Source organism: Ruegeria sp. H9, assembly GCF_056532915.1.
The window spans coordinates 14,077-39,045 of record NZ_JBQFNX010000002.1; the positions used below are offsets into that span (position 1 = coordinate 14,077).

The window sequence follows — 24,969 nt, forward strand, 5'->3', positions numbered from 1 at the left end:
TTAGCGCGCCTTCATCCCATGTCGAGGGGCTGGCCGGACACAATTCCGATTTAGCGCAATGCGCCGCACATATCGCGGTTCCGATGGCAAGCTTGCCGATATATAGTGGTCGGCGACTCATTGCTGGAAAGGATAATTTCATGCCTCTGTCTGCCGACCAACTGGCCGAGATCGAAGCTCAGCGCGCACAGTCGAGCCCGACCCGCCGCGTCGTTGCCGAAGGTATGGAAGATCATCTGTACACGGCGCATCAGGTTCTGGATCACGGGTTTGTCCGCGTTATCGACTATATGGGCGACGATGCTGCGATCTGTCAGGCCGCGCGTGTTTCCTACGGCAAAGGCACCAAGTCGGTGCAAAATGATGAAGGCCTGATCCGCTATCTGATGCGCCACTGGCATTCGACCCCGTTTGAAATGTGCGAGATCAAGTTGCACGTCAAACTGCCCGTATTCGTAGCCCGCCAGTGGATCCGCCACCGCACGGCGAATGTGAACGAATATTCGGCGCGGTATTCGATCCTGGATCGAGAGTTCTATATCCCGGCACCCGAACATGTCGCCGCGCAATCCGAGGTTAACAATCAGGGCCGTGGAGACACATTGCAAGGCGAAGAGGCCGCGCGTGTGTTGGAGATTCTGAAAGCGGACAGTGCGCGCTGCTATGACAACTACGAGGCGATGATCGGTCAGGACGGCCAGCAAGGGCTTGCGCGTGAACTGGCGAGGATGAACCTTCCAGCCAACATTTATACGCAATGGTATTGGAAGGTGGACTTGCACAACTTGTTCCACTTCTTGCGTCTGCGTGCCGACCCGCACGCGCAGTACGAAATCCGCGTTTACGCAGATACCATGTGCAAGATTGTCGCCGACTGGGTACCGTTTGCCTACCGCGCGTTTGAGGACTACCGCCTTGGTGCAGTCAACCTCTCGGCGCAGATGGTGACCTGCTTGCGTCGGATGCTCAGCGGTGAAGATGTCACTCAGGAAAACTCAGGCATGACCGCACGGGAATGGCGTGAGTTTGAGGCTGTTATCCGAGAGGGTTGATTCAACAGAAAACTGAGCACGTCCCAAGGTGGGCGCGTTCACTAGGGTTTGCGGTTAACGGCCTGAAATTGGCCGTCAACCTTCTTTTATCTTTCCCGCCGGGGCGGGCTGTGCCTTACAGCGGCTTCAAATCAGCAGCCATTTGGCGGCCGTCACGTCCGTCCTGCAACTCGTACGAGACTTTCTGATTGTCAGCGAGTCCGGTCAGACCGGATCGTTCTACGGCCGAGATATGAACAAACACATCTTTGCCCCCTTCGTCGGGCGCAATAAAACCATAGCCTTTGGTTGTATTAAACCATTTCACGGTGCCGGTTGGCATTTCCCGTGTCTCCTTCTACTTACAAGTTGTCCCACAAATTGGTGGGGGCCTTGGCTGGCAAAACCGCCACACGTCACTGTTCGCCCTCACGATACAGCCCGGGTCGCGTGTTTCGCCTTTTTCAACATTACACGGTGAAGTAAAAAATCAAGAATAACTGGGGCAGCCTGATGGGTTTGTCTAAATTTGCAGCGATTACAGGATTAGTTAGATAATGCAGCTATATGGGTTAAAAACTTGCGATACGTGCCGTAAGGCATTGAAACTGCTTCCAGATGCGGTTTTCGTTGATGTCCGGGCGCAAGGGGTTCCCGAAAATGTGCTGTCCGAGGCGTACGAGACTTTCGGCAAAGCCTTGCTCAATACGCGATCAACAACCTGGCGGGGATTAGATGATGACACACGCAATCGACCGGTGCTCGCGCTGTTGGCTGATCATCCGACCCTGATGAAACGCCCATTGATAGTATCCAATGGTCAGATGTATCTGGGCTGGACGCCTGAAACCCGTCAGGCCCTTGGTGTTGCCTGAAGAACTGCTTATGTGACACGGGCAACAAGCGGAGACCTGTGAATGCGAAACGCTGCCATGATTTTGGGCGTCATTGCCGGGCTGATCGGGATGATCGTCGGCTTTTTTGGCTACGGCTTTGTGGAACTGATCGACCAGTTTGGTGAGATCGAAGGCATTGCCGAGCAGGTAGAGAACCCCGAGTTGATCCAGACGGCTTCGATCGTGGCGCCTTTGTTGGCAATCGTTGGCGGGGCGATGGCCCATTCGCGGGCTCTGATTGCAGGCATTTTGCTGCTGATTTCTGCCGCTGGGATGTACTACGCCTTTGGCTTTGGTGTTTTCACCATGTTCCCGATTGCCTTTGCAGGCGTAGCAGGGTTGCTCGGGCTCGCCGCAGGAAAACCGGACGAGCCCAAGGCACATTTCTAGGTCACTTCAGGCGTAATAACCGATCCAGAGACAGCGGACCCGCGCCGTTGATCACAATCACCAGCAGCAGGAATGTCCACATCACGCGCTGATCCATCAACGTAATTGCGTTGTCGAACAAGCCGCCCAGTTTGATACCATGCCCGGTGACATCGGTCAGTGTTTGAACCCAGACAAATCCGATCATGCCAAGCGCGGCAAGGCGCGTCAGCAGGCCGACCAGCAAAAGCACAGGCAGGACAAATTCGGCCACTGTGCCAAAGAAGATGACGACCCGCTGGAAAAAGGTCATCTGAGTCACATCATACAGCACCGCCTCTGCAGCTTTGGGAAAGATCTGACCGAAGGCTCCGGCCGATGGCGAAAAGATTGAGCCGTCGATTTTCAGCGTGGCCGAGTTCCAGTAGTAGACGAACAACACGGCGATAAAGACCACCCGAGCCAGGGTTGGTGTCAGCCAACCGGACGCGTGATCCGCTTTTTCCATCGCATTATTGTAAGTTGAGATCAGGGCAGTCATGTGTCCAGCCTTTCGATAGTCACAGAAGTTATTGCACCGCCCTGCAAAAGCAGTGCCAGAGTGGTTCCAAGATCAAATTCGGGTGTTTCGGCCATGGTGGATTCAAATGCCTCACCGATGGATTTGCCATCTTGAATCAGCGCGATCCATGCCGCACCACCGGGTGGCAATGGGTGTGGGGCAGGGTCGTATTCGGGACGCATGATCAAAGTATCTTGAGCGCCCGCTTCGGGTTTCGGCGCGCCTTCTTCGGTGTTAAATTGCCAGATCGCATGTATGGGCCAGCTTGAACGCAACACCTGCACCGACGGCGCGAGGGTCAGTTTGGCTTGCATCAAATCTTCCGGTGGCAAGCTGAGCGCTTCGGCATCTATGGGTTGTCGATCAGCGGCGTGGTAAGCCCTACGCAGCGCCAGTTCCAGACGGGCAACATCTGGCAGGTAGCCCAGATGCGACAACTGCTCCATTCCTTCCAGAAATTTTGGGAATTCCTCGCCATAAAACATCATCAGGGGTGAGGACGGCGGGTGCTGGCGCAAGAATATTCCAGCCAGCCCGTCCATATTCTGGGGTCCCAGCAGTTTTGTGATCACCGGGAAGGCCTGATGCAACGCCTCGGTCAGCGAGACGGCGACGTTGTTGCGATAGACGCTGAAGCGACGACCGGCGGGCTGCGCCTCGGCGTCTAGCAACCCGTCGGGAATGGGCTTGTTGGCATCTAGCAGTGCCATGTGGAATGTCGTTTGCGACACGTTCATGCGGGCACGCGATCCAGCGCTTTTTGCGCGCGCTCGGCTTCGGCCCGTAACACCGGCCAGTCCGGTACATCGGTGTCCCATTCAATCAACAGGGGTTTGGGGCCGGATTTGTCTAGTACGTAGTCCAGCAGCGCCCAGACCGGGTCCACCACTTCGCGCCCGTGGCTGTCGATCAGCAAGGGATGCCCATGATCGTCCTCGTCCTCATCATGCCCGCCCAGGTGAATCTCACCGACTTGGTCCAGCGGGTAGGCATCAATATAGCCCTGCGGTGAGAAATCCAGATTGGTGGCTGAAACAAAGACGTTGTTCACGTCCAGCAACAGCCCGCAGCCGGTGCGCCGGGTGATTTCGCGCAAGAAATCAGGTTCGGACCATGTGCTTTCCTCGAAGGCCAAATAACTTGAGGGGTTCTCTAACAGCATTTGCCGCCCGACCACCTCTTGCACCTGATCGATATGGTCGCAAACGCGGGCCAGAGTCGCATCAGTATAGGGCAGAGGAAGTAGATCGTTCAGGAAGTGGCTGTCATGGGTTGACCATGCCAAATGCTCCGAAAAGCTGGCCGGGTTCAACCAGCCGATAAGATGCTTCAGGCGGTCCAGGTGATCGGGGTCAAGTGGCGTTTCGCCGCCGATCGACAGCCCGACACCATGCACTGAAATGGGGAATTGTTCGGACAGGTGGCGAAGCTGTGCCAGCGGTCTGCCGCCGTCGCCCATGTAGTTTTCGGCATGGATTTCCAACCACACCACAGGCTTGGCCTGCTCAAGAATCTGCGAGAAATGCTGTGGCTTGTAACCAACGCCCGGCGCGGCAGGCAGCCGGTTCGATCTGAGCGCATTGTCCAACATTTGCAAATCCCCTGATCACGTGGAAAGGGCGGGCGATCCTGCCCGCCCTTTCTGGTTCATTCGGAAAAGCCTTATGCAGGCAGGTCACGCTCCAGCGGCTCAAGCGAGCCTTTGCGATCTGCACCGTCTGCTGTTTTAGGCAGCTCGATGTCGGCGCAGGTGCCTGCGTCAACCAGGGTCCATGCGTTGCCCTGATAGTCGACGGTCGAAGTGCCCGCGCAAGTTGTGCCGGGGCCGGCTGCACAGTCGTTCTGACCTGCCAGAGAAACGCCATAGCACTTTTCTTTGGCCTGGGCTGTTGCGGTTGTGGCCGCGCCGGAAACGGCTGCAGCAACTGCGCTTGCGATAACCAGTGTTTTTGCAGTGTTCGACATCTTGGTAATCCTTGTTAATGACTGCGTATGTCTGCTTGTGACAACGACAAGGTAATGGTTCAGGGGCAGCAGTTGAATTCACGAGCCCGTGTCTCACAACCCCGTCAAAGGTCGTCATGCACCCTTGAACGTTAACAAATTGTTTTTGAATTGAAAAATGATATTTGTTTCAATCCGGCCCAAAATACCGGGCCGGATTTCTAGCGGTTTGCTGCCGAATGTTACAGCAGATCGGGGGGCGTTGCAGCCACGCTCAACTCATTTGTTACAGCCTCAAGCGATTGGACCCGCGTCTGTTTTTCGCCAAGGCGACGGACACTGACCGTGCGATCTTCGACTTCACGGTGACCAACGGCCAGAATGATCGGCACTTTGCCGACCGAATGTTCGCGGACTTTATAGTTGATCTTCTCATTGCGAATATCCGCCTCGGCGCGGATGCCTGCTGCGCGAAGGGTGCTGACCACTTCGGCCACATACTCATCGGCCTCGGAGGTGATCGAGGCCACAACGACCTGGCGCGGGGCCAGCCAGAACGGCAGCTTGCCCGCGTGTTCTTCGATCAGAATGCCGATGAAACGTTCAAACGAGCCCAAGGTCGCGCGGTGCAACATAACTGGGCGGTGTTTGCCACCATCAGCGCCGATATACGTGGCGTCCAAACGCTCGGGCAGAACAAAGTCCACCTGATGCGTGCCGCATTGCCAATCCCGCCCGATCGCATCGGTCAGAACAAACTCGAGTTTCGGGCCGTAGAATGCCCCTTCACCCGGATTGAGTTCCGGCTCTATCCCAGCCGCGCGAGTTGCGCTGAGCAGGGCGGCTTCAGCCTTGTCCCAGACCTCGTCCGATCCTGAGCGTTTTTCCGGCCGGTCCGAGAATTTGACCGAGAAGTTCTCAAACCCGAGGTCTTTGTAGATCCCGGACAGGAACCGAATGAACTCAGCGGTTTCGGATTCGATCTGGTCTTCGGTGCAGAAGATATGGCCATCATCCTGGGTAAAGCCGCGTACGCGCATGATGCCGTGCAGCGCGCCGGAAGGTTCGTACCGGTTACACGATCCGAACTCGGCCATGCGCAGAGGAAGGTCGCGGTAGGATTTGAGACCCTGATTGAAAATCTGCACGTGGCAGGGGCAGTTCATCGGTTTCAGGGCGTTGACCGCCTTTTCCCGTGCATGTTCCTCGTCCACTTCGACGATGAACATGTTCTCTTGGTATTTGTCCCAATGACCCGAGGCTACCCACAGCTTGCGGTCGACGACTTGAGGGGTGTTGACCTCAACATAGCCACCTTTGCGCTGTTGCCGACGCATGTAATCTTGCAGAAGAGTGTAGATGGTCCAGCCATTAGGGTGCCAGAAAATCTGCCCTGGGGCCTCTTCCTGCATGTGGAACAAATCCATCTCGCGACCCAGCTTGCGGTGGTCGCGCTTGGCGGCTTCTTCCAACATGTGCAGATGAGCCTTAAGCTTTTCCTTGCCGGTGAAGGCCACGCCGTAGATGCGCTGTAGCATTGCGCGGTCGCTGTCGCCGCGCCAATAAGCCCCGGCGATTGACATCAGCTTGAACGCGTCGCCTGGCAGTTGACCGGTGTGCTGCAAGTGCGGGCCACGGCAGAGATCCTGCCAGTGACCGTGCCAATACATGCGCAGCGGTTCGTCACCCGGGATGGATTCGATCAGTTCAACTTTATAGGGCTCATTATTGGCCTTGTAGAACTCGATTGCGCGATCGCGATCCCAGACCTCGGTGGTCACCGGGTCACGCTTGTTGATGATCTCTTTCATCTTTTTCTCGATGAGGCCGAGATCTTCGGGCGTAAACGGTTCCTCACGGTCAAAGTCATAATACCAGCCGTTTTCGATGACGGGGCCAATGGTGACCTTGGTTGCGGGCCAAATCTCTTGCACGGCGCGGGCCATGACATGCGCCAGATCGTGTCGGATCAGCTCATTGGCTTGCGCCTCGTCCTTCATGGTGTGAATAGCGATTTGCGCGTCGGCTTCGATGGGCCATTGCAGGTCCCAATGCTGTCCATTCACCGTGGCAGAAATGGCTTTCTTCGCCAGCGAGGTCGAGATGTCGGCGGCGACCTGTGCGGGCGTAACGCCTGCTTCATAGGATCGGGAATTGCCATCGGGAAAGGTAAGGGAGACTGACTGTGAGTCCAGGGCCATATCGGCTCTCCTCGTCGGTTTGGCGCCCACTGAACGCCCGGTTGCGGGTTATGTATGCTCGGCTCATGTGGCAGGTGGGGACACAGGTGTCAAGGGCAGGAGCGAGGGGCCAGCCCCTCGCACTCCCCGAGGTATTTTTAGCCAGATGAAGAAGGATCGGGCAATTGCAGAGAGGTGCGTGACATGCATGATGGGCGGACAAGCAAAGAGGGTAGCATGGCAGAGGCAGAATTTCTGGAAACCGCTCAGGGACGACGTCTGGCGTATCACAAGAGTGATGGGCGCGGGCCGACCATCGTTTTTCTAGGTGGCTTGAAATCAGATATGGAGGGCACCAAGGCGGTGCATCTGGAAGCGTGGGCCCGCGCGCGCGGGCAGGGGTTCCTTCGGTTTGACTATTCGGGGCACGGTGAAAGCTCGGGCGCCTTTACTGACGGGTGTATCGGGGACTGGCACGAGGATACGCTGGCCGCAGTTTCTCGGTTAACTGATGGTCCGCTGGTTGTTGTGGGATCGTCGATGGGCGGGTGGCAAGCGCTGTTGCTGGCGCGTGTCATGCCCGAGCGGATCGCAGGTATGGTGACAATTGCGGCGGCCCCAGATTTTACCGAGGATGGGTATTGGGCGTCGTTTTCGGACCAGCAAAAATCTGAACTAGAGACGGTTGGACATGTAGAACTGCCATCGGACTACATGGAGCCCTACGTCATCACCAAGCGGATGATTGAGGATGGGCGGCAGCGGTTGGTTTTGCGCGCTTCGCTTGATCTGCCTTTCCCTGTGCGTCTCCTGCAGGGGACAGCAGATACGGCCGTCTCGACCGATACGGCAGTGCGCCTGCTGGATCATGCCACTGGTCCGGACATGCAACTGCTGCTGGTCAAAGATGCGGATCACAGGTTCTCGGATGAGCGATGCCTCGGGCTGATTGAGCAGGCTCTGCGAGAAGTCCTGGAAGGCACCTGATGCGTCGCCTCGGCTGGGTTTTGGGGCGGGTGCTGGTGGGTTTGACGCTGGTTGGTGTGTTGATCTACGCCTTTGGCCCGCGCGAGCCAGTGGACCTGCATCCGCGTTTCGATCCGCGCAAATTTGGCGAAGGCGTTCAGGTTTACTTTGAAAGCATCGAATCCGCCTATGATGACATCGTGCCAGGTGTTGAAAAGCGCGTGGTCTGGCAAGATGGTTTTGTCGAACAGCGGACAGCTTATGCGGTGCTCTACATTCATGGGTTTTCCGCCACGTCCGAGGAGATCAGGCCAGTACCTGATCGCGTTGCGGACGCGTTGGGTGCCAACCTTGTCTACACAAGGCTTCAGGGGCATGGCCGCGATGGGGACGCAATGGCCGAAGGTACAGCGTCGGGCTGGATGCAGGATACAGCCGAGGCGTTGGCTGCCGCCCGGGCTGTTGGTGAGCAAGTCATTGTGATCGCAACCTCGACGGGGGCGACATTGGCCGCCGCGGCTGCGATGGATACGGAACTGAGCACTGATGTGGCTGCATTGGTCTTGGTGTCGCCGAACTTTGGCGTAAACTCGGCTGGTTCCTGGGTGCCATCCTTGCCGTGGGCCCGGCATTGGCTGCCGCCATTGATGGGACAGGACCGGGATGTCTCAAGCACTGATCCCGAGAAGAACATCTTTTGGACAACTGTTTATCCATGGGAGGCGGTCGTGCCGATGTTTGCCCTTGTAGATGCGGTCAATGCGCTTGACTTCTCGGGCGCGCGGGTTCCGGCGCTGTTCTGGTTTTCTGATGATGATCAGGTGGTGCGTCCGGATAAAATGCATGAGGCGGCCAAGACCTGGGGTGGTCAGGCGATGGTTTCATTGGTGACAATGGGGCCCGGGGATGATCCGACCTCACACGTGGTCGCGGGGCGTCTGATGTCACCGGGTCAGACCGACGCGGCGGTCGCGGGCATATTGGAATGGCTGTCAGAGCAGGGGATTCCGAAGCAAAGCGGGGGCTGAATATGCGTAGACCGGGCAGTATGTGGAGCCTTGAGACGTTGGGTCGCGTGCGACTATCCCGGCATTTTTTCATGCGTGATTTTCTATATTCCGAGATCGGGAACTTTCACGCATTGCAAAATATTCCCGACAACCCTGATCTTGCGATCGAGACCGGGCGCGCGTTTTGCGAGACCCTGCTGGACCCGCTGGAAGAAACCTTTGGTCGTATCGCGGTGCGCTCGGGCTATCGCTCGCGATCACTGAACCGGTTCGGGAACGAGAACAGGTTGAACTGTGCCCGCAATGACAACCCGTTGGAGTGCCACATTTGGGATTGGGGCGAAGTTGACGCACGTGTAGCAGGGGCGTCGGTGGTAATTCCGTGGTTTGCAGACCGTTATGCGCAGGGGCGCGATTGGCGCGATTTGGCGTGGTGGATGCATGACCATCTGGATTATTCCGAGATTTGGTTCTTTCCCAAACTATGCGCGTTCAATCTGGTTTGGCGGCCCAAGCCTGTACGGCGGATCGACAGCTACATCGCCCCGCGCGGCTGCTTGTTGCGGGCCGGGGCGGAGCCAGATGAACCGCTGGGCCAAAGGCAGGAACGCTATGCGGATTTCCCACCGTTTCGGGCGATCAGCTATCCGTGAAGTTTTGCTTGCCCGCCGTTGGCAAACCTCTCATCCTGTAACAAAACAATAACAACGAGCGGAGGGCACCGAGGTGATCGAGCCGTTGGTTTTGCTACCCGGATTGATGTGCGATGCACGGTTGTTTCAGGCGCAGATCACCGCGCTGTCGCGTGAACGTGCAGTTATGGTCGCACCGATCACCGGCGGTGAACGGTTCGAAGAAATCGCGCCGGGCTTGCTGGATCAACTGCCGCACCGGTTTGCTTTGTGCGGGTTTGGTCTGGGTGGTGGCGTCGCGCTTGAGATCGTGCGGCGAGCACCTGAGAGGGTGACACGACTGGCCTTGCTGGCGACGGATGCGCAGGCCGACACACCTCATATCGCGGCGAGTCGCGAAGACCTGATTGTTGGCGCGCAGGCGGGGAGGTTGGACGAAGTGATGCGCAAGCTGATCGGCTCGGACATGTTGTCTCCCGGTCCGCAACGCATCCCGATTTTGAACGAAGTGTTGCAGATGGCCGAGGAATTGGGCTCGGATGTGTTTGTGCGTCAGATAAGAACCCTGCAACGCCGTCCGGACCAACAAGGCACGCTGCGCCGGATCAGGATGCCCACGCTGATCATTTGCGGTGCCCATGATGCGGAGAATCCGGTCCGCAAGAATACCTTCATGGCTGATCTCATTCCGGATGCAGAGTTGCGCGTGATTGATGAGGCCGGGCACTATCCGACACTGGAAGCACCCGAATCCGTGATTGCGATGCTGCAGGATTGGCTCCGGAAACCACTGCGGCTGACCTAGTCGTAGAAAACCGCGCGCTGGTTCTTGGTCAGAACAGTTGGTTGCACCACCGGCCGACCGGTTTCAGAGTCAAAGAATGGCGTTTTCTTCCAGCTCCCGGACAGACGCGATTTTAGTACGCGTTTAAGCAGACCCATAGCGGCATAGCGGATTTTCTCATGAGACTGCTTGCCGTCAGCCCTTGGCACAAATCCACGCGTAGTAATGGGACCCAAACTGCTGGGGTGGGGAATACGTTTGACGATAAAACCCGCGAACGGAAATTTTGGAGTTGTCGGCGTCGTGGCCAGCGGCGCGTTGCAGCATCTGGCACACCACCGCAACATGCCCTTGGGGCTAAGTTGCATGGCTGCCAAGTGCTCGACCCCTGCATCGATCTTGATGTCTTCCGGTGACATCTGAAACACCTCGACTGGGCCGGGTGCAGGGTCGGGCTGTTCAAAATACAGCTGAGCCGCGCGGCAGTCATGGCAAAAACACACGACATGAGTGCCGGATACGACGCCGTGTTCAGTAATGCGCCCCGAAAGGGCGCCGCAATTGCAACGGAAAGGAAGGTCTCCTGCCGCTGCGCGGCTCATGCAACTTTGTTGCTATTGGCGGCTCGTCGACGGGGTTTGCGGCTGTTTTCATTCATGAAATCAATCACTAGCGGACGGATGTTGTCGCGCCAGCTGCGGCCCGCAAAAATGCCATAGTGACCCGCGCCGGGTTCAACATGGCTGGCCTTTTTGCTGTCGGGCAGACCCGTGCATAAATCCAGCGCCGCAATGCATTGCCCGGGGGCTGAGATATCGTCATTCGTGCCTTCGACCGATTTCACAGCCACATCAGTGATCTTGCCGATATCTACCTTGTGGCCGGCTACAACGAACTCGTTGCGCGCGATCTCACGGTTTTTGAAGACACGTTCAACGGTCGAAAGATAGAACTCGGCAGTCATGTCCATCACCGCCAGATATTCGTCATAGAACCGGTTATGGGCATCGTGGTCGGATGCCTCGTCACGAATAACGCGCTGAATCTGATCCGAGAACGCCTTGCTGTGACGTTCGGCATTCATTGACATGAACGAAGCCAGTTGTAGCAAGCCGGGATACACCATCCGGCCTACGCCCTTGTATTTAAAGCCAACCCGCTGAATCATCGTTTCTTCCAACTGACCCATCGTTACACGGCGACCAAAATCCGTAACTTCGGTCGGAGTTGCGTCGGGGTCGACGGGACCGCCGATCAGCGTCAGGGTACTTGGCTGCGCCTTCGGCTCGACCTCGGCCAGATAGGCGGTTGCGGCCAGAGTCAGCGGTGCGGGCTGACAAACCGCAATAACATGCGTTTCGGGGCCGAGCTCTTTCATAAAATCGACAAGGTAGAGCGTGTAATCCTCGACATCGAACTTGCCTTCGGACACGGGAATGTCGCGCGCGTTATGCCAATCGGTAATGTAGACCTCACAATTGACAAGCAGGCTTTTGACGGTCGAGCGGAGCAGGGTCGCGTAATGCCCCGACATCGGCGCAACCAGCAGCACCTTGCGTGGCTGTTCTGTGCGTCCATTAACGCGGAAATGGATCAGGTCGCCGAAAGGACGCTCAAGCACGGTTGTGATATCGACCAGATGGTCCTTGCCGTCTTCGCAGGTAAAGGTGCGGATGCCCCAATCAGGCTTGACGACCATACGCTGGAATGTGCGCTCGGTTACTTCGCCCCATGCAGCCATCCAGTTGAAGGCCGGGTTGGGTGTCATCGAGAACAGGGGGTAGGATGCCATCGCGCTTGCGGTTGCACCAAGCCATTGGTTGGTGTTACGCATGGTTTCCATCAGGTCATAGGTCATCATGTAGCGCATCGAATGTGCCTCCTGAGTATCAGCCTGAGAATTCGGACCATTCGCCGCTTTGCCCCCCGACGCCAACGACGTTATTCTGCACAGCAGCGAGACTAGGGGGGAATTGTTAAAATGACAACTACCGAAGACCAGACGCCAAAACTGACCGAAGAACATATTGAACGACTTAAAGAAAATATGGACAAAGTAGAAGAACTGTCCAAACGCCTGGTCGAGGTCATGGCCGGAAAAACGCCGCACACCCCCGCTCTGGATGGCCCGAATCAAGAGCTTTTTGCAAAAGCAGCAACTGCGTATTGGGCTGAAGCGTTTCAAAACCCCACAAAGCTGTTGGAGCAGCAAATTGAGTATTGGGGAAAATCGGTTCTCAACTTTGCGGAAGCGCAGAAAGCGATGACCCAAAGCGACGGGGATGTACCCCCAGCCGCTGCCAAAGATAAACGGTTTGCCAATCCAATGTGGGAAACCAACCCCTACTTTCGCCTCATTCGCCAGCAGTACCAAACCAATGCCGAAGCGATCGCGCAGGCCGTTGCATCGGTTGACGATCTGGAAACCAAGGATAAGCAGCGTCTGCAGTACTTCTCGCAACAGATCATAGATATGATGGCGCCAACGAATTTTCTGGCCACCAACCCCGATGCGCTGGAAAAGGCGATCGAGACCGAAGGGCAGTCCCTGATACAGGGGCTGGAGAACCTCGTGTCGGACCTTGAGGCCAATGACGGCGAAATGGTTGTCAGGCTGGCTGACGAAAGTGCCTTTGAGATTGGCGGGAATATCGCAACTACACCCGGCGACGTCGTCTATCGCAACCGAATGATGGAACTGATCCAGTATAAACCGGTGACCGAGACGGTGCACGAAACGCCGATCGTTCTGTTCCCGCCATGGATCAACAAGTTCTATATCTTGGACCTAAAGGCTCAGAACAGCCTGATCAAATGGGTGACCGAGCAGGGCTATACCCTGTTTGTGGTCAGCTGGGTGAATGCCGATAGCTCGCACGCCGATATTGGGATGGAGGACTATATTCAGGAAGGGTTCCTGACCGCCATCGAAGAGGCGAAGAAAATCTGCAAGGTCAAGCAGGTCAACGCAGTGGGTTACTGCATCGCCGGTACGACGCTGAGCCTGACGCTTTCGCTGATGAAGCAGCGCGGCGACAAGTCGATCAAATCTGCCACTTTCTTCACCACCCTGACAGACTTTGGTGAGCAGGGGGAGTTCACGCCGTTCCTGCAAAATGACTTTGTAGATGGCATCGAAGAACAGGTCTCGAAGGATGGTATTCTAAAGGCATGGATCATCGGACGAACGATGTCTTTCCTGCGATCCAGAGATCTAATCTATACGCCGGCGATCCGCAGCTACATGATGGGTGAAACACCGCCAGCGTTTGACCTGTTGTACTGGAACGGCGACGGGGCCAACCTGCCAGGTCGGATGGCGATCCAGTATCTGCGCGGTTTGTGTCAGAGCAACGATTTCGTCAACGACGGGTTCGAATTGCTTGGCCATAAGCTGCATATCAAGGATGTCGATGTGCCTTTGATGGCGATCACCTGCGAGACAGACCATATTGCCGCGTGGAAGGATTGTTATCGCGGGGTGCAGCAGATGGGCGCGAAGTCGAAGACCTTTGTGGTGTCCGAGTCCGGTCACATCGCGGGCATTGTGAACCCGCCCAGTAAGAAAAAATATGGTCACTATACCAATCCTGAGCTGAAGTGTGATGCTGATACATGGCTGAAAGAAGCTGACTTCCACGAAGGTTCGTGGTGGCCGATGTGGGAAGCGTGGTTAAAGAAGCGATCAGGCAAGCAGGTTCCCGCGCGCGATACCGGCGATTCGGATCATCCACGCCTTTGCCCGGCTCCGGGTACCTATGTTTTGGTCAAGGCAAACCGCTGATATCATTTTGAAACTCAAATTTTTCTGCATTGCAGCAAGAAAAAACTTGCAATGCTGCAATGCAGCAATCATATTACGTTCAAGCTGATGAGAACCGGGGTGGGCCCGGAACGGCTAGAAGGATTTAGGACAATGGCAAAGACCCAAGACTTTACCGCGACCCTGAAAGACATGATGGGCGCGTTCCCGGTTGACACAACCGCTCTGGAAGACGCATTCAAATCGACCGCTTCTCTGAACGAAAAGCTGTCGGGTGTTGCTCTGGACGCAGCTGAGAAATCGGCTGAAATCTCGAACAAATGGACCAAAGAAACCCTGGCCAAACTGACTGAGATGTCGAAAGCAAAAACCGAGCCTGCGGATTACGCAAAAGCTGCAACCGACTTCGCAAGCGCGTCGGCTGAAGTTGCCGCTGAAAACCTGGCTGCTTTCGCTGAAATCGCGAAAAAAGTTCAGACCGAAACCGTTGAGCTGCTGATGGCGGCTGGCAAAGACGCTGCAGAAGATGCAACCGCAGCCGTCAAAAAAGCCACCAACGAGGTGACCGCTGCCGCAAAGAAAGCAGCAACCGCCAAGTAAGTAAGGCTGCGATATAGCACCCATTCCTCCCAAATGGTGTAATCGCTTCGGGCAGGTCGCTTGACCTGCCCTTTCTTTTTGTTCTGCAGTCGCATAACCTCTGCTGCAACGCATCATCCTTGGGGAGGGTACAGGGTGTCGGAACAAGACAAACCGCTGCTGATCAAGCGCTATGCCAGCCGTCGGCTGTATAACACCGAGACCAGCGACTACGTGACGCTTGAAGATATAGCCGGTTTCATACGCGATGGCCGCGAGGTTCAGATCATCGACCTAAAAACCGGTGATGACCTGACCCGTCAGTATCTGCTTCAAATCATTGCCGAACACGAAAGCCGCGGCGAAAATGTTTTGCCGATTAATGTGCTGAACGATCTGGTGCGCAGCTACATGGTGCCGGGCGGGGGCATGATGCCGCAATTCCTGCAAAGCTCATTCGAGATGCTGCGCGAAAGCCAGTCGAAGATGATGGAGAACATGAGCGCCATGAACCCGATGTCCCAGATGCCGGGATTCGAGGCGATGCAAGCGCAGCAAAAGGCCTTTCTAAAAGCCATGACCGGTGGTCTGTCGGGGAACTGGTCGGGGCCGGATGATGAACAAGAAACATCGCCCGAACCCAAAGAGGATTTGGACGACATCAAAAAGCAACTTGCCGAGCTGCAACAAAAACTATCGAAGCTGAGCTAGCCTGACCGATGCGCTGGCTGTCTGTTCTGGGCGCGTTGATCTGGGCCCAGACTGCACAGGCCCAAGGCCAGTTTACATCCGTGTGGGAACCTATCTGCACAATGGGTCGGGATACGGCTGCGGGCTGCGATGAGATTCGCGCGCGCGAAATTCTGGATGCAACGACCCCGCCCTGGCGCGCCATTGGCCGGGTCAATTTTGCCAGCCGCAGCCAGCGGTCCCATTGTACCGGCGTGCTGGTGTCTGAGCGGCTGGTTTTGACCGCGGCACATTGCTTGTACAACAGCGCGCGCAACCGCTGGATTCCTCCGGCCAGTATCCGGTTTGCCGCAGGGTATCAGCGCGGCGAGGCTGCCGCCGTGTCCAATGTATTGGCCTATCGGCTGGATTCGGAACAGGGGCGCGACGGTGTATTCAACAATCGCGCCGATCTGGATTGGGCCGTGTTGGAGTTGGCCGAGCCAATTGGAGAGCAGGTTGGTTTTTTCGATATTTCCCGGACTGTCCCGCAGATGGGCTCGTTCGCGGGCTATCCCGGATTGCGGCCCCACGTGCTCAGTCGCACCGATAGCTGCAATGCCGCACAGGCCGGCCAAGGGCTGATGCGCGCGATCTGCCCCGTCATGATGGGGGATTCCGGTGCGCCGTTTCTGATGCAAACAGAAACCGGGCTTGCCGTTGCCGGGATTTTGTCGCGCGTCGCGCCAACCCCTGACGGGATCGACGCATTGTTACTTTCAGTTCATGACCTTGATCTGCAATAGTACTGACGATCAGGTCCCGTAGACTGGCACCGGGCCAACAACCTCGCCAACAGAAGCCAGCAGGATGTCCGAGATTACGTCCAGTTCATCGCGCGTCAAACGCACGGGCAGACGTACATCGCAGGCCTTCATCAGCATCGCACGGGTCTGTGGCAGGTCGAACTGTTCGGGTAGGAACTGCCAGTTCCAGAAGGCACGAGCGTTATCCTGACTCAGGCCAAAGACCTGCACCTTGACACCGCGTGCCTCGGCTGCGGCGGCAAAGGCGCGGATTTCATCGTCGCTGAGGTCAACCAGATTGAATTGGATCGAATCCGGTGCGCGCTGCTCGGGTGTCAGAGGGGCAGGGACATCGATGTAGGGCGATGTGTTCAGACGATCAGCCACATAGTCATGGTTTGCCAGCCCGTCGCGGACACGGCGTGCCAATTCGGGGATTTGCGGACGAATGACTGCGGCGCTGAGGTTGCTCATGCGCAGGTTATACAGTGGCAACTGGTTCTGCCATTTGGCAAAGGCCTGTTCCAGCTCTGGTGAGCCAGAGTGCTTTTTCCAGTTGTGCTCGTATGCGCCCGACATGATAACAGCGCGCGCCACAAGATCCGCATCGTCGCTGACCAGAATGCCACCTTCGCCTGCGTTGATCATTTTATAGGACTGGAACGAGAAGCAGCCGACCTTACCGATGGTGCCAATATTGCGCCCATGCCAGGTTGTGCCCAATGAGTGGGCGGCGTCTTCGATCACCGGGATATCGCGCGCTACACACAGCTCCATGATCGCGTCCATGTCCGAGGTATGGCCGCGCATATGGCTGATGATCACTGCCTGCACGCTGTCCAGCTTGGCCGTGAAATCGGCCCTATCGACGCGATAATTGTCCCCGACCTCGCACAGAACCGGAATGCAATCCGCGTGAACAATCGATGACGGCACGGCGGCAAAGGTAAATCCGGGGATCAGAACCCGCGCATCGCGGGGCAGCCCAAGCGCCTTGAGCGACAAAAACAGCGCGGCAGAACAGGAAGAGACCGCCAGCGCGTATTTTGTGCCGAGCAGTTCGGCAAACTCTGTTTCCAGAAGAGCAACGGGCGCATCCTGAGGTGCGGTATAGCGAAACAGATCGCCTGACTTCATCAGGGCGTCGATTGCGTCTCGGGCGGCTGCGGGGATGGGTTCGGCTTCATGAACGTTGGGTACAAGCGTCATATTTGGATTTCCCGAATTTTATCTTTGGGAAATATAAATTCGATGTGCAGGCAAGCCAAGTCCCAATTCGCATCGTCAGCGAGATTTCACCAATTCGTCGTAAAGAATGTGTTCAGATACCCAGCCTGTCACGCAGCGCATACCAAGTCATGGCCAGTATCAGCAACGGCGTCCGCAAAGCAGGACCACCCGGGAAGGGCACTGCAGGAACGCGGGCCATGGTATCGAACCCCTCAGCCTGCCCCTGGATCGCCAACGCCATGAGTTGCCCCGCATGGGTCGCGGTGCCGACGCCGTGGCCAGAATAACCCGAGGCGGACAGGATATTTGGCGCAACCCGGGTCAAATAGGGCATGCGCCGCATGGTGATGCCCAGCGTTCCGCCCCATGCGTAGTCGATTTTGACGTCACGCAGATGCGGAAAAATCTCGGTCATCGGCTTGCGGACTTTTGCGGCGATGTCATCGGGGAAACGATAACCATAACTTTCGCCACCCCCAAACAGCAGCCTGCCATCGGCGCTTAGCCGGAAATAGTTTATCACGAACTTGGTGTCAGCAACGGCGATATCTTTGGCCAAAACTTTTTGCACTTCAGCGCCCAAAGGTTCGGTTGCCGCGATGAAATTGTTGATGGGCATCACGCGCGATGCAACTTGCCGGTTCAGATCTCCGAGGTATCCGTTGCAGGCCAGAATAACGTGATCGGCAGTGATCTTGCCCTTTTCAGTGCGTACAGTGACACGAGCGCCCTGATCGATGCCAAGAACTTCGGTGTCTTCATGCAGTCTTAATCCGGCTCTGACAGCGGCACGCGCAAGGCCGAGGGCGTAGTTCAACGGGTGTAGGTGCGCGGCACCATTGTCCAGATACCCACCCGCATAGGCTGGTGAGGGGCAAAGTCCGCGCGCGGCATCGGCATCTAAAGTTTCGATTTGGTCGTATTTGTATTTACCCGACAGATGCGCCGCGTGATCATGTAGCTCTGCGCGCTCCGAGTTGTTAAAGCCCAGAACCGCAATGCCGGGCTTCAGGTCGCAATCGATCTGATGTTTTGAGATCAGAGATTTGACCAGATCCTTGGCTTCTTCGGCCAGATCCCAAAGCTTTAACGCGTCTTCATCACCGACAAGCCGTTCAAGATCCTCTTGATCCAAACGCTGCGCGCTGCCCAGTTGGCCTCCATTGCGACCCGAAGCCCCAAAGCCCGCGCGATGAGCTTCCAGCAGGACAACATCGAACCCAGCCTCAGCCAGGTGCAATGCTGCCGAAAGGCCCGTGTATCCGCCTCCGACAATGCAGACGTCTGCGGTATGGTCGCCTTCAAGCGCCGGGTGGCGGTCAAAGGCGTGCGCCGTTGCGGCATACCAGCTTGGCGGATACTCCGCCTTGCGGTCATTAGAATACAGCAGGTTCATCGCGTCTTTGCCCTAGACGTTCATCAGCAGATGCTCGCGTTCCCACGGGGAAATGACCTGCAGGAACTCTTCGTACTCAGCACGTTTGACGATGCCGTAGACACGGGCGAACTCGGGACCCAGAACTTCGTGCAGGGCAGTGGCTTCATCAAACAGATCCAGAGCTTCACCCATGATCTGAGGGATATCGCCGTCGCCTTCATAGGCGTCGCCATAGAATTGGCGGCGTGGGCGTTCTTGCTGAGTCAGGCCCAAATAGCCACAGGCCAACGACAATGCGATACCCAGATAGGGGTTGCAGTCCATGCCTGCGATGCGGTTTTCGACCCGGCGCGCCTCGGGGCCGGACAGAGGTACGCGAATGCCAGTTGTGCGATTGTCGCGTGCCCACTCCAGATTAATCGGGGCCGCATGGTCTTTGACGTAGCGGCGATAAGAATTCACATACGGTGCCATCACCGCCAGCCCTGCAGGCAGGTGGTTCTGCAAGCCGGCGATGAAGTGATAAAACGCATCCGTCTCGCCACCTTGTGGACCGGAGAAGATGTTCTGTCCCGTTTCTTTTTCGATGATCGAGTGATGGATGTGCATGGCCGACCCCGGCTCATCTTCGATCGGTTTTGCCATGAATGTTGCAAAGCAGTTGTGACGTAGCGCGGCTTCGCGGATCAGGCGTTTGAAATAGAATACCTCGTCCGCCAGCTTCACCGGATCGCCATGACGCAGGTTGATCTCTAGTTGTCCGGCACCGCCTTCTTGCGTGATCCCGTCGATTTCAAACCCCTGAAATTCGGCAAAGTCGTAGATGTCGTCGATCACCGGCCCGAATTCATCGACCGCTGTCATCGAATAAGCCTGCCGCGCCGCCGCAGGTCGGCCCGAGCGGCCCATCATCGGCTTGATCCCTTGCGCGGGATCTACATTCGGCGCGACAAGAAAAAATTCCATCTCGGGGGCGACAACCGGCTTCCAACCTTTGTCGTGATACATCTTCACAACGCGTTTGAGCACATTGCGGGGGCTGAAAGGGATCGGCTCGCCATCTCGGTCGAACGCGTCGTGAATCACCTGCAAGGTCCAGTCGCCCGTCCAAGGAGCGGCCGACGCAGTTGAGAAGTCGGGTTTCAGGATCATGTCCCGCTCAATGAAACCGTCCTCACCTGCAGCTTCGCCCCAATCCCCTGTGATGGTCTGGTAGAAAATGCTGTCGGGTAGGTGAAAATAGGATTGCTTGGCAAACTTTGACGCCGGGACCGCCTTGCCGCGGGCGATGCCGGGCAGGTCAGAGATGATGCATTCAACCTCATCCAGCCGTTTGCCTTCAAAGTAGGTGCGCGCCGCCTCAGGCAGCTGATCTGTCCAGTCGGCCATCAGGCCCTCACTTTCTTTAGGAATTCTGCCATGTGGTGTCCGATTTTGGCATTATCATCCGGGGCATCTTTTCGGTTCGCTGCCGCCTGCATCAACGCATCGGGAACCACGCCTTTGCCTCGGGTCTCCATCAAGCCCTGTATGAAGTCATTTCCATATTCAGGATGGGCCTGCACGGTCCAGATCGTATCGCCATAGGTGACCATGGCGTTTTGGCAAAAGTCATTCGTACCGGTGACCACCGCACCTGCGGGCAGTTTGGTCACTTGATCCTGATGCCAAGCATTCAAGGTGACGGTCTGATCGCCAAAGCTGTATTCCGTGCGTCCTACAGCCCAGCCACCATCAAACTTTTCCACTTTTCCACCAAGCGCTTGTGCGATGATCTGATGGCCAAAGCAAACACCAATCAAGGGGTTCCCTGTCTTCTGAATATCCCGGATCAGCTGTTCAAGCGGGGGAATCCAAGCGTGATCTTCGTATGCGCCATGACGAGATCCGGTGATGATCCACCCGTCGGCCTGATGCGCGTCTTCCGGAAACGCACCATCGACCACTGCGTATGTTTGGAATTCAAAGCCGTTCCCACCCAATAATGCGCGAAACATGCCATCATATTCCCCAAATTGTTCATGCAATTCATCGGGTGGGTGGCCGGTTACAAGGATGCCGATTTTCATAGTTCACCAAATTTGATCAAATTTATTCTAACGAAGCGAAGCGAGCTGGGCAAGAGGTTCAGACGCTCTCAAGATAGCTGAGCCAGTGCTCGTCAGGGGGGTGGGACGCGAATCGCGCAATTTCCTGCCGTTTGGTCATTACCAGGTTGCGGATCAGATCGTCCGGGAAAATGCGCGCAACTACCGGGTCAGTTTCGAAAGCAGAGATGGCCGACGGCCAGTCTGCTGCCAGCTGCGGCAGATCCGTCAACTCATAGGCATTGCCCGAAATCGGGCTGGGCGGTCGCAGGCCATCCTCGATCCCAACCATTGCCGCGCCCAGAACTGCGGCCAGCATGAGATAGGGGTTGATGTCACCGCCAGCAACGCGATGTTCGATCCGTCGGGCGGCAGGGGCACCACCCGGAATGCGCAGGGCCGCTGTGCGGTTTTCATAGGCCCAGCTTGCTCCGGTGGGTGCGTGGGCACCAGGCACCAGGCGCGTGTAAGAATTGCCATGAGGAGCGAAGATCAGCGTAGAGCCGGGCATCGCGGTCAGACATCCAGCAACCGCCGAGCGCAGTTCATCGGTTCCCTCGGCCCCTCCGTCATCGAAGACATTGCGTCCATCGACATCGACGACCGAGAAATGCACATGCATTCCATTGCCCGCATCCTCGGCATAGGGCTTGGACATGAAGGTCGCTGTGAAGCCATGCTTGCGTGCCACGCCACGCGCCAAGGTCTTGAAAAGCCACGTATCATCGGCGCAGCGCATGGCGTCCTGATGGTTCAGATTGATCTCGAACTGGCCGATCCCGCTTTCAGATATTGCAGTCTGAGCGGGAATACCCATAGCGGCGCAACCATCATAGAGATCGGTGAAGAACGCATCAAACGCGTCCAATTCGGCCATCGACAGAACGGCTTCGTCCCGCAGCCTGCGGCGCGTGACCGGGTTGATCGGAGGCTGCGGTTGGTCGCCTGAGGCGTCAAGCAGAGTGAACTCGAGTTCGGTAGCGGCGATGACCGACCAGCCCCGTTCGGAAAATCGATCCAGAACCGCAGAAAGCGCGTGTCTCGGATCGCCTGCAAAAGGCGTGCCGTCATCGTGGTAGAGGCACATGGGCACCAGCGCGGTGGGTGTATCCAGCCAGGGCATGGGAACCGGACCACGCCCGGTGGGGCGCAACACACCATCTGCATCACCGCTTTCGAAGACAAGCGGGCTGCCTTCGATATCAGCGCCCCAGAGATCGACATTGAGCGCAGAGAACGGCATGCGTACGGCGCCTTTGTCCAACTTGGCACCGTATGAGGGCGGCACGCGTTTGCCACGCATCTGACCGTTGAGGTCACAGGCGGCGACGCGGAATGTATGCAGGGCGCTCAGCTCCATTGGGGGCTCCGTGGTCTAGTCACGAGAGGTTTAAATCAGGATTAGCGTCTTGTCACGAAATTTGATCAAATTACGAACAGGCGTCGCTTGCGGTGAGGCGCGATGTTGAAAATCAACCGACTTGTACAGTGGTCGAGACCGTTGTCTTCCGAGTTGTACAACATTCAGGTGCCCGATTGTGCCGGGCGTAGCGATGCCTATAGTCTCATATATGTTCATCTTTCTTACCATAGTGTTACTGATCGCAGGCGGGGTCGGCTATTACGTCTGGTCCAAGAGACAGGCCCGCGCGGCGCTGTTGGCGACGCGTCTGACCTCGGATCAACGGGACATCATTGATCAGCAAGTTCCCATCATCCGGCGGCTGCCCGCCGGGCTGCGCAGCCACTTGGATGGCAAGGTGAACCTGTTTCTGGATCAAGTAAGCTTCTACGGCTGCGACGGGTTGGAAGTGACTGAGGAGATGGAGCTGTCGATTGCGGCGCAGGCCTGTTTGCTCGTGATCAATAGCGACATTTGGTATGACAATCTGACGACCATTCTGATCTATCCCAATGCGTTCAAGTCAAAGCAGCAGCGGCGCTCGGGCTATGTTGTGTCAGAGAAAGAGATCGTGCGGACCGGGGAAAGCTGGGATCGCGGACCGGTCATTTTATCATGGGCACACAGCCAGCAGGGCGCTCTGGATGATCGCGACGGGCAGAACGTAGTGCTGCATGAATTTGCGCATCAGATCGATGATCTGTCCGGGGGTACAAATGGCGTACCGATCCTGAGTGAAGGGCAGAGCTTTGCCGAATGGGAAAAGGTATTCCTGACCGCCTATGACGCGCATGTTCACGCGGTTGAAAGCGGGCGGCACACGGTTATCGACCCCTATGGCGCAACCGGGCATGAAGAGTTCTTTGCCGTCTCGGTCGAAGTGTTCTTTGAGCGCCCGAAAGCGCTGAAGCACGAGGTGCCCGAGGTCTATGAGCAGCTTTCGAAACTGTTCCGGCTGAACCCGGTGGAGTGGGCTTAGCGCGCCAAATTTAGTCGGAAGCGCATCTTGGCTTTCCGCTCGGCAGGCAGGTGGCGGTTCAGGCGTTTGTTGACCCTTCCGAAGCCCCAAACGATGACCAGCGTTAGCAGGATGAAATAGAACGCCAGAATCGGGTAGGGGATGAAGGGGTTAAACGTCTTGTCCGCGAAATAGCTGGCGTAGTACAGCGCGTCTCCGCGTTGTTGCCAGGCCGGGAAGGCCGAGAAGAAGACCAACGTTGTAGACTGGAAGACAAAGATCGCTTCGTTCGTATAGGCGGGCCACGCCAGCCGCAGCATTGTGGGCCAAACGATACGTCGGAAGCGGGACCAGCCGGACATGCCATAGGCGTCAGCGGCTTCGATATCGCCCTTGGGGATCGAACGCAGGGCGCCATAGAAGATCTCTCCCGAATAGGCGGAAGTATTCAGGAACAGCACGATCAGCGCCCCCAGCCAGGCCGAGGTGAAGGCGTCGAACATCGGATAGGGCTTCTTCAGCGAAAGGAAGAAGAAATAGGCGAAGAAGAACTGGATAAACAGCGGCGAGCCGCGGAACAAAAAGATGAACCACTCGGACGGTTTGCGCAGCCATTTATTCGAAGACGCTTTGCCGACGGCCAGCGCGGTGGCGAGGAAGAACCCCGTGACCATCGCCATGATCCCGAAATAGATATTCCAGATCATGCCCGAGCCGATCAGCGTGAAGTGCTCGCACAGGGTGAAATCGGTTTTGGGCAGCAGGCGTTCCCCGAAGCCTAGCGAACGGAGGCCGTAGTCTTGAATGGTCTGGATGCAGCTCATGCGGTGGTCTCCTTGCGCAGAAGCTCTCCGCCCGATGTGGCCTGACCATGGGACAGGCGGCGCATCAGTTTCTCAAGCCCGATTTCCGAGACGCGGGTCATGCCGAGGTAGAAGATCAGCAGGGCGAGGAAGTACCACATGCGCCAGTCGCCATGAGGGTAATCGGTAAAGCGGGATGTTTTTGTGCCACCCAACTCGCGAGCCCAATAGACGATATCTTCGATGCCCAGCAAGAAAAGCAGTGGTGTGGCCTTGATCAGCACCATCCACAGGTTCGATAGGCCAGGTAGGGCGTAGACCCACATTTGCGGCACCAGGATACGCCAAAAGGTCTGGCGGCGTGTCATGCCGTAGGCTGCGGCCGTCTCAAGCTGGGCGTGTGGTACAGCCCGCATGCCGCCGAACAGGACGTTGGCGGCAAACGCGCCGAACACGATAGAGAATGTGACGACGGCAAGGAAGAAGCCGTAGGTTTCATGCACCCATTCGGGTGCAGTGCCCAGCGGCAGCTTGGCGGCCTGACAGACGATGAAGTCGTTGCCCTGCCGCACCGGATCGGTCCATTCGGGGCAGAGCACTTTATGGCGCAGCCATTCAAAGCCCTGATCCAGAGCGATCACGAAGAACAGAAAGAAAGCGATATCAGGCACGCCACGCACGATGGCGATATAGGCCTTACCCAGCCAGCTAAGCGGCGGGAAATGCGATCGCGCTGCCATAGCGCCGGCAAAACCGAAGCTCAGGGCGACCGGGGCGGTGACGGCCAGCAGACCCAGCACCTTGAAGAACGACAAGTAGAACGACCAGTGGACGCCATTGGTCAGATAGCACGAGAACCAGCGGAACGTGCCCAGCGTGTCAGGATCAGCGCAGTAGGAGAACATAAGGCGTCTTTCGAA

The 24,969-nt window shown here is 56.8% G+C and carries 27 protein-coding genes; 12 read left to right on the forward strand and 15 right to left on the reverse strand.

Annotation, left to right across the window (positions count from 1 at the left end; all coding sequences use genetic code 11):
* Positions 1 to 140: 140 nt before the first annotated feature.
* Positions 141 to 1,052, forward strand: a complete 912-nt coding sequence (gene thyX / locus ACR0CZ_RS08620) for an FAD-dependent thymidylate synthase (protein ID WP_170393643.1) — start codon at positions 141 to 143, stop codon at positions 1,050 to 1,052.
* A gap of 115 nt (positions 1,053 to 1,167) precedes the next feature.
* On the opposite strand, the gene ACR0CZ_RS08625 is transcribed toward thyX, so the two are convergent.
* Positions 1,168 to 1,374, reverse strand: coding sequence for a cold-shock protein (locus ACR0CZ_RS08625; protein ID WP_008758035.1), 207 nt, complete (start codon positions 1,372 to 1,374; stop codon positions 1,168 to 1,170).
* A 214-nt stretch (positions 1,375 to 1,588) separates the two neighbouring features.
* Between ACR0CZ_RS08625 and ACR0CZ_RS08630 the strand changes: the two genes are divergently transcribed.
* Positions 1,589 to 1,906 carry an arsenate reductase family protein gene (locus tag ACR0CZ_RS08630; protein ID WP_170422413.1) on the forward strand — a complete coding sequence of 106 codons (318 nt, stop codon included), beginning with the start codon at positions 1,589 to 1,591 and terminating at the stop codon, positions 1,904 to 1,906.
* Positions 1,907 to 1,948: 42 nt separating this feature from the next.
* Positions 1,949 to 2,317: a hypothetical protein gene (locus ACR0CZ_RS08635; protein ID WP_170393641.1), complete on the forward strand. Its 369-nt coding sequence runs from the start codon at positions 1,949 to 1,951 to the stop codon at positions 2,315 to 2,317.
* Between the two features lies 1 nt (position 2,318).
* Here the strand turns inward: ACR0CZ_RS08635 and ACR0CZ_RS08640 are convergent, their stop codons facing one another.
* From ACR0CZ_RS08640 to thrS, 5 genes are all read right to left on the reverse strand, one after another.
* A complete protein-coding gene (locus tag ACR0CZ_RS08640; RefSeq protein WP_170393639.1) occupies positions 2,319 to 2,837 on the reverse strand; it encodes a DoxX family membrane protein in 519 nt (172 codons plus the stop codon).
* Entirely contained in the window at positions 2,834 to 3,595 is a 762-nt protein-coding gene (locus ACR0CZ_RS08645) for an HvfC/BufC family peptide modification chaperone (RefSeq protein ID WP_170393637.1), read from the reverse strand. Before ACR0CZ_RS08645 ends, ACR0CZ_RS08640 begins: the two co-directional genes overlap by 4 nt.
* The gene (bufB, locus tag ACR0CZ_RS08650) at positions 3,592 to 4,449 is read right to left on the reverse strand and encodes an MNIO family bufferin maturase (protein WP_170393635.1); all 858 of its coding nucleotides are present in this window, start codon (positions 4,447 to 4,449) and stop codon (positions 3,592 to 3,594) included. The genes ACR0CZ_RS08645 and bufB overlap by 4 nt, the downstream gene beginning before the upstream one ends.
* 71 nt (positions 4,450 to 4,520) lie before the next feature.
* Positions 4,521 to 4,823 (reverse strand): BufA1 family periplasmic bufferin-type metallophore, encoded by a 303-nt coding sequence (locus ACR0CZ_RS08655; RefSeq protein WP_010439128.1) that lies wholly within the window; start codon positions 4,821 to 4,823, stop codon positions 4,521 to 4,523.
* Positions 4,824 to 5,044: 221 nt separating this feature from the next.
* Complete coding sequence (gene thrS / locus ACR0CZ_RS08660; RefSeq protein ID WP_170393633.1) at positions 5,045 to 7,003, reverse strand: threonine--tRNA ligase; 1,959 nt, start codon at positions 7,001 to 7,003, stop codon at positions 5,045 to 5,047.
* A gap of 216 nt (positions 7,004 to 7,219) precedes the next feature.
* Here thrS and ACR0CZ_RS08665 point away from each other — a divergent pair, with 216 nt between their 5' ends.
* The 4 genes from ACR0CZ_RS08665 to ACR0CZ_RS08680 all read left to right on the forward strand — a co-directional run bounded on the left by ACR0CZ_RS08665 (position 7,220) and on the right by ACR0CZ_RS08680 (position 10,395).
* Positions 7,220 to 7,969, forward strand: a complete 750-nt coding sequence (locus ACR0CZ_RS08665) for an alpha/beta fold hydrolase (protein WP_170393631.1) — start codon at positions 7,220 to 7,222, stop codon at positions 7,967 to 7,969.
* Positions 7,969 to 8,976, forward strand: coding sequence for an alpha/beta fold hydrolase (locus ACR0CZ_RS08670; protein ID WP_170465516.1), 1,008 nt, complete (start codon positions 7,969 to 7,971; stop codon positions 8,974 to 8,976). The genes ACR0CZ_RS08665 and ACR0CZ_RS08670 overlap by 1 nt, the downstream gene beginning before the upstream one ends.
* Positions 8,977 to 8,996: 20 nt before the next feature.
* The gene (locus ACR0CZ_RS08675) at positions 8,997 to 9,611 is read left to right on the forward strand and encodes a hypothetical protein (protein ID WP_170393727.1); all 615 of its coding nucleotides are present in this window, start codon (positions 8,997 to 8,999) and stop codon (positions 9,609 to 9,611) included.
* A gap of 73 nt (positions 9,612 to 9,684) precedes the next feature.
* Complete coding sequence (locus ACR0CZ_RS08680) at positions 9,685 to 10,395, forward strand: alpha/beta fold hydrolase (protein ID WP_170393627.1); 711 nt, start codon at positions 9,685 to 9,687, stop codon at positions 10,393 to 10,395.
* Here ACR0CZ_RS08680 and ACR0CZ_RS08685 read toward each other — a convergent pair.
* Together ACR0CZ_RS08685 and phaZ are read right to left on the reverse strand one after the other, a co-directional pair.
* On the reverse strand, positions 10,392 to 10,976 hold the full coding sequence (locus ACR0CZ_RS08685) for a DUF6151 family protein (protein ID WP_170393626.1): 585 nt from the start codon (positions 10,974 to 10,976) through the stop codon (positions 10,392 to 10,394). The two genes, ACR0CZ_RS08680 and ACR0CZ_RS08685, sit on opposite strands and share 4 nt — an antisense overlap.
* On the reverse strand, positions 10,973 to 12,244 hold the full coding sequence (gene phaZ / locus ACR0CZ_RS08690; RefSeq protein WP_170393624.1) for a polyhydroxyalkanoate depolymerase: 1,272 nt from the start codon (positions 12,242 to 12,244) through the stop codon (positions 10,973 to 10,975). The genes ACR0CZ_RS08685 and phaZ overlap by 4 nt, the downstream gene beginning before the upstream one ends.
* A 111-nt stretch (positions 12,245 to 12,355) precedes the next feature.
* On the opposite strand from phaZ, the gene ACR0CZ_RS08695 reads away from it, so the two are divergent.
* The 4 genes from ACR0CZ_RS08695 (at position 12,356) to ACR0CZ_RS08710 (ending at position 16,191) form a co-directional block, all read left to right on the forward strand.
* On the forward strand, positions 12,356 to 14,158 hold the full coding sequence (locus ACR0CZ_RS08695) for a class I poly(R)-hydroxyalkanoic acid synthase (protein WP_170393622.1): 1,803 nt from the start codon (positions 12,356 to 12,358) through the stop codon (positions 14,156 to 14,158).
* A 132-nt stretch (positions 14,159 to 14,290) separates the two neighbouring features.
* The gene (locus tag ACR0CZ_RS08700) at positions 14,291 to 14,737 is read left to right on the forward strand and encodes a phasin family protein (protein WP_029621740.1); all 447 of its coding nucleotides are present in this window, start codon (positions 14,291 to 14,293) and stop codon (positions 14,735 to 14,737) included.
* A 135-nt stretch (positions 14,738 to 14,872) separates the two neighbouring features.
* The gene (phaR, locus tag ACR0CZ_RS08705; protein ID WP_170393618.1) at positions 14,873 to 15,427 is read left to right on the forward strand and encodes a polyhydroxyalkanoate synthesis repressor PhaR; all 555 of its coding nucleotides are present in this window, start codon (positions 14,873 to 14,875) and stop codon (positions 15,425 to 15,427) included.
* Positions 15,428 to 15,435: 8 nt separating this feature from the next.
* Complete coding sequence (locus ACR0CZ_RS08710) at positions 15,436 to 16,191, forward strand: trypsin-like serine protease (protein WP_170393616.1); 756 nt, start codon at positions 15,436 to 15,438, stop codon at positions 16,189 to 16,191.
* Between the two features lie 9 nt (positions 16,192 to 16,200).
* Here ACR0CZ_RS08710 and ACR0CZ_RS08715 read toward each other — a convergent pair whose 3' ends face one another.
* From ACR0CZ_RS08715 to ACR0CZ_RS08735, 5 genes are all read right to left on the reverse strand, one after another.
* Positions 16,201 to 17,400 (reverse strand): aminotransferase class I/II-fold pyridoxal phosphate-dependent enzyme, encoded by a 1,200-nt coding sequence (locus ACR0CZ_RS08715; RefSeq protein ID WP_170393614.1) that lies wholly within the window; start codon positions 17,398 to 17,400, stop codon positions 16,201 to 16,203.
* Between the two features lie 112 nt (positions 17,401 to 17,512).
* On the reverse strand, positions 17,513 to 18,817 hold the full coding sequence (locus tag ACR0CZ_RS08720; protein WP_480536968.1) for an NAD(P)/FAD-dependent oxidoreductase: 1,305 nt from the start codon (positions 18,815 to 18,817) through the stop codon (positions 17,513 to 17,515).
* Positions 18,818 to 18,829: 12 nt separating this feature from the next.
* Positions 18,830 to 20,188 carry a glutamine synthetase family protein gene (locus tag ACR0CZ_RS08725; RefSeq protein WP_170393610.1) on the reverse strand — a complete coding sequence of 453 codons (1,359 nt, stop codon included), beginning with the start codon at positions 20,186 to 20,188 and terminating at the stop codon, positions 18,830 to 18,832.
* Complete coding sequence (locus tag ACR0CZ_RS08730) at positions 20,188 to 20,868, reverse strand: type 1 glutamine amidotransferase (RefSeq protein ID WP_170393608.1); 681 nt, start codon at positions 20,866 to 20,868, stop codon at positions 20,188 to 20,190. The genes ACR0CZ_RS08725 and ACR0CZ_RS08730 overlap by 1 nt, the downstream gene beginning before the upstream one ends.
* Before the next feature lie 58 nt (positions 20,869 to 20,926).
* The gene (locus ACR0CZ_RS08735) at positions 20,927 to 22,246 is read right to left on the reverse strand and encodes a glutamine synthetase family protein (protein ID WP_170393606.1); all 1,320 of its coding nucleotides are present in this window, start codon (positions 22,244 to 22,246) and stop codon (positions 20,927 to 20,929) included.
* Positions 22,247 to 22,457: 211 nt separating this feature from the next.
* On the opposite strand from ACR0CZ_RS08735, the gene ACR0CZ_RS08740 reads away from it, so the two are divergent.
* On the forward strand, positions 22,458 to 23,267 hold the full coding sequence (locus ACR0CZ_RS08740) for a M90 family metallopeptidase (RefSeq protein ID WP_170817603.1): 810 nt from the start codon (positions 22,458 to 22,460) through the stop codon (positions 23,265 to 23,267).
* Here ACR0CZ_RS08740 and ACR0CZ_RS08745 read toward each other — a convergent pair.
* Together ACR0CZ_RS08745 and ACR0CZ_RS08750 are read right to left on the reverse strand one after the other, a co-directional pair.
* On the reverse strand, positions 23,264 to 24,070 hold the full coding sequence (locus tag ACR0CZ_RS08745; RefSeq protein ID WP_170393602.1) for an ABC transporter permease: 807 nt from the start codon (positions 24,068 to 24,070) through the stop codon (positions 23,264 to 23,266). The two genes, ACR0CZ_RS08740 and ACR0CZ_RS08745, sit on opposite strands and share 4 nt — an antisense overlap.
* Positions 24,067 to 24,954, reverse strand: a complete 888-nt coding sequence (locus tag ACR0CZ_RS08750) for an ABC transporter permease (RefSeq protein WP_170393600.1) — start codon at positions 24,952 to 24,954, stop codon at positions 24,067 to 24,069. The genes ACR0CZ_RS08745 and ACR0CZ_RS08750 overlap by 4 nt, the downstream gene beginning before the upstream one ends.
* Positions 24,955 to 24,969: the final 15 nt, after the last annotated feature.

What these genes read in the sequence shown, in the direction of transcription:
- ACR0CZ_RS08635 (WP_170393641.1), top strand. Translation starts at nt 1,949, where the DNA reads ATGCGAAACGCTGCCATGATTTTGGGCGTCATTGCCGGGCTGATCGGG.
- ACR0CZ_RS08740 (WP_170817603.1), top strand. Translation starts at nt 22,458, where the DNA reads ATGTTCATCTTTCTTACCATAGTGTTACTGATCGCAGGCGGGGTCGGC.
- ACR0CZ_RS08715 (WP_170393614.1), bottom strand. Translation starts at nt 17,400, where the DNA reads ATGACGCTTGTACCCAACGTTCATGAAGCCGAACCCATCCCCGCAGCC.
- ACR0CZ_RS08700 (WP_029621740.1), top strand. Translation starts at nt 14,291, where the DNA reads ATGGCAAAGACCCAAGACTTTACCGCGACCCTGAAAGACATGATGGGC.
- ACR0CZ_RS08655 (WP_010439128.1), bottom strand. Translation starts at nt 4,823, where the DNA reads ATGTCGAACACTGCAAAAACACTGGTTATCGCAAGCGCAGTTGCTGCA.
- ACR0CZ_RS08625 (WP_008758035.1), bottom strand. Translation starts at nt 1,374, where the DNA reads ATGCCAACCGGCACCGTGAAATGGTTTAATACAACCAAAGGCTATGGT.
- bufB (WP_170393635.1), bottom strand. Translation starts at nt 4,449, where the DNA reads ATGTTGGACAATGCGCTCAGATCGAACCGGCTGCCTGCCGCGCCGGGC.
- ACR0CZ_RS08750 (WP_170393600.1), bottom strand. Translation starts at nt 24,954, where the DNA reads ATGTTCTCCTACTGCGCTGATCCTGACACGCTGGGCACGTTCCGCTGG.
- ACR0CZ_RS08725 (WP_170393610.1), bottom strand. Translation starts at nt 20,188, where the DNA reads ATGGCCGACTGGACAGATCAGCTGCCTGAGGCGGCGCGCACCTACTTT.
- phaZ (WP_170393624.1), bottom strand. Translation starts at nt 12,244, where the DNA reads ATGCGCTACATGATGACCTATGACCTGATGGAAACCATGCGTAACACC.
- ACR0CZ_RS08745 (WP_170393602.1), bottom strand. Translation starts at nt 24,070, where the DNA reads ATGAGCTGCATCCAGACCATTCAAGACTACGGCCTCCGTTCGCTAGGC.
- ACR0CZ_RS08685 (WP_170393626.1), bottom strand. Translation starts at nt 10,976, where the DNA reads ATGAGCCGCGCAGCGGCAGGAGACCTTCCTTTCCGTTGCAATTGCGGC.
- ACR0CZ_RS08670 (WP_170465516.1), top strand. Translation starts at nt 7,969, where the DNA reads ATGCGTCGCCTCGGCTGGGTTTTGGGGCGGGTGCTGGTGGGTTTGACG.
- ACR0CZ_RS08640 (WP_170393639.1), bottom strand. Translation starts at nt 2,837, where the DNA reads ATGACTGCCCTGATCTCAACTTACAATAATGCGATGGAAAAAGCGGAT.
- ACR0CZ_RS08695 (WP_170393622.1), top strand. Translation starts at nt 12,356, where the DNA reads ATGACAACTACCGAAGACCAGACGCCAAAACTGACCGAAGAACATATT.
- ACR0CZ_RS08630 (WP_170422413.1), top strand. Translation starts at nt 1,589, where the DNA reads ATGCAGCTATATGGGTTAAAAACTTGCGATACGTGCCGTAAGGCATTG.
- thrS (WP_170393633.1), bottom strand. Translation starts at nt 7,003, where the DNA reads ATGGCCCTGGACTCACAGTCAGTCTCCCTTACCTTTCCCGATGGCAAT.
- ACR0CZ_RS08720 (WP_480536968.1), bottom strand. Translation starts at nt 18,817, where the DNA reads ATGAACCTGCTGTATTCTAATGACCGCAAGGCGGAGTATCCGCCAAGC.
- ACR0CZ_RS08710 (WP_170393616.1), top strand. Translation starts at nt 15,436, where the DNA reads ATGCGCTGGCTGTCTGTTCTGGGCGCGTTGATCTGGGCCCAGACTGCA.
- ACR0CZ_RS08665 (WP_170393631.1), top strand. Translation starts at nt 7,220, where the DNA reads ATGGCAGAGGCAGAATTTCTGGAAACCGCTCAGGGACGACGTCTGGCG.
- ACR0CZ_RS08735 (WP_170393606.1), bottom strand. Translation starts at nt 22,246, where the DNA reads ATGGAGCTGAGCGCCCTGCATACATTCCGCGTCGCCGCCTGTGACCTC.
- thyX (WP_170393643.1), top strand. Translation starts at nt 141, where the DNA reads ATGCCTCTGTCTGCCGACCAACTGGCCGAGATCGAAGCTCAGCGCGCA.
- ACR0CZ_RS08730 (WP_170393608.1), bottom strand. Translation starts at nt 20,868, where the DNA reads ATGAAAATCGGCATCCTTGTAACCGGCCACCCACCCGATGAATTGCAT.
- ACR0CZ_RS08645 (WP_170393637.1), bottom strand. Translation starts at nt 3,595, where the DNA reads ATGAACGTGTCGCAAACGACATTCCACATGGCACTGCTAGATGCCAAC.
- ACR0CZ_RS08675 (WP_170393727.1), top strand. Translation starts at nt 8,997, where the DNA reads ATGTGGAGCCTTGAGACGTTGGGTCGCGTGCGACTATCCCGGCATTTT.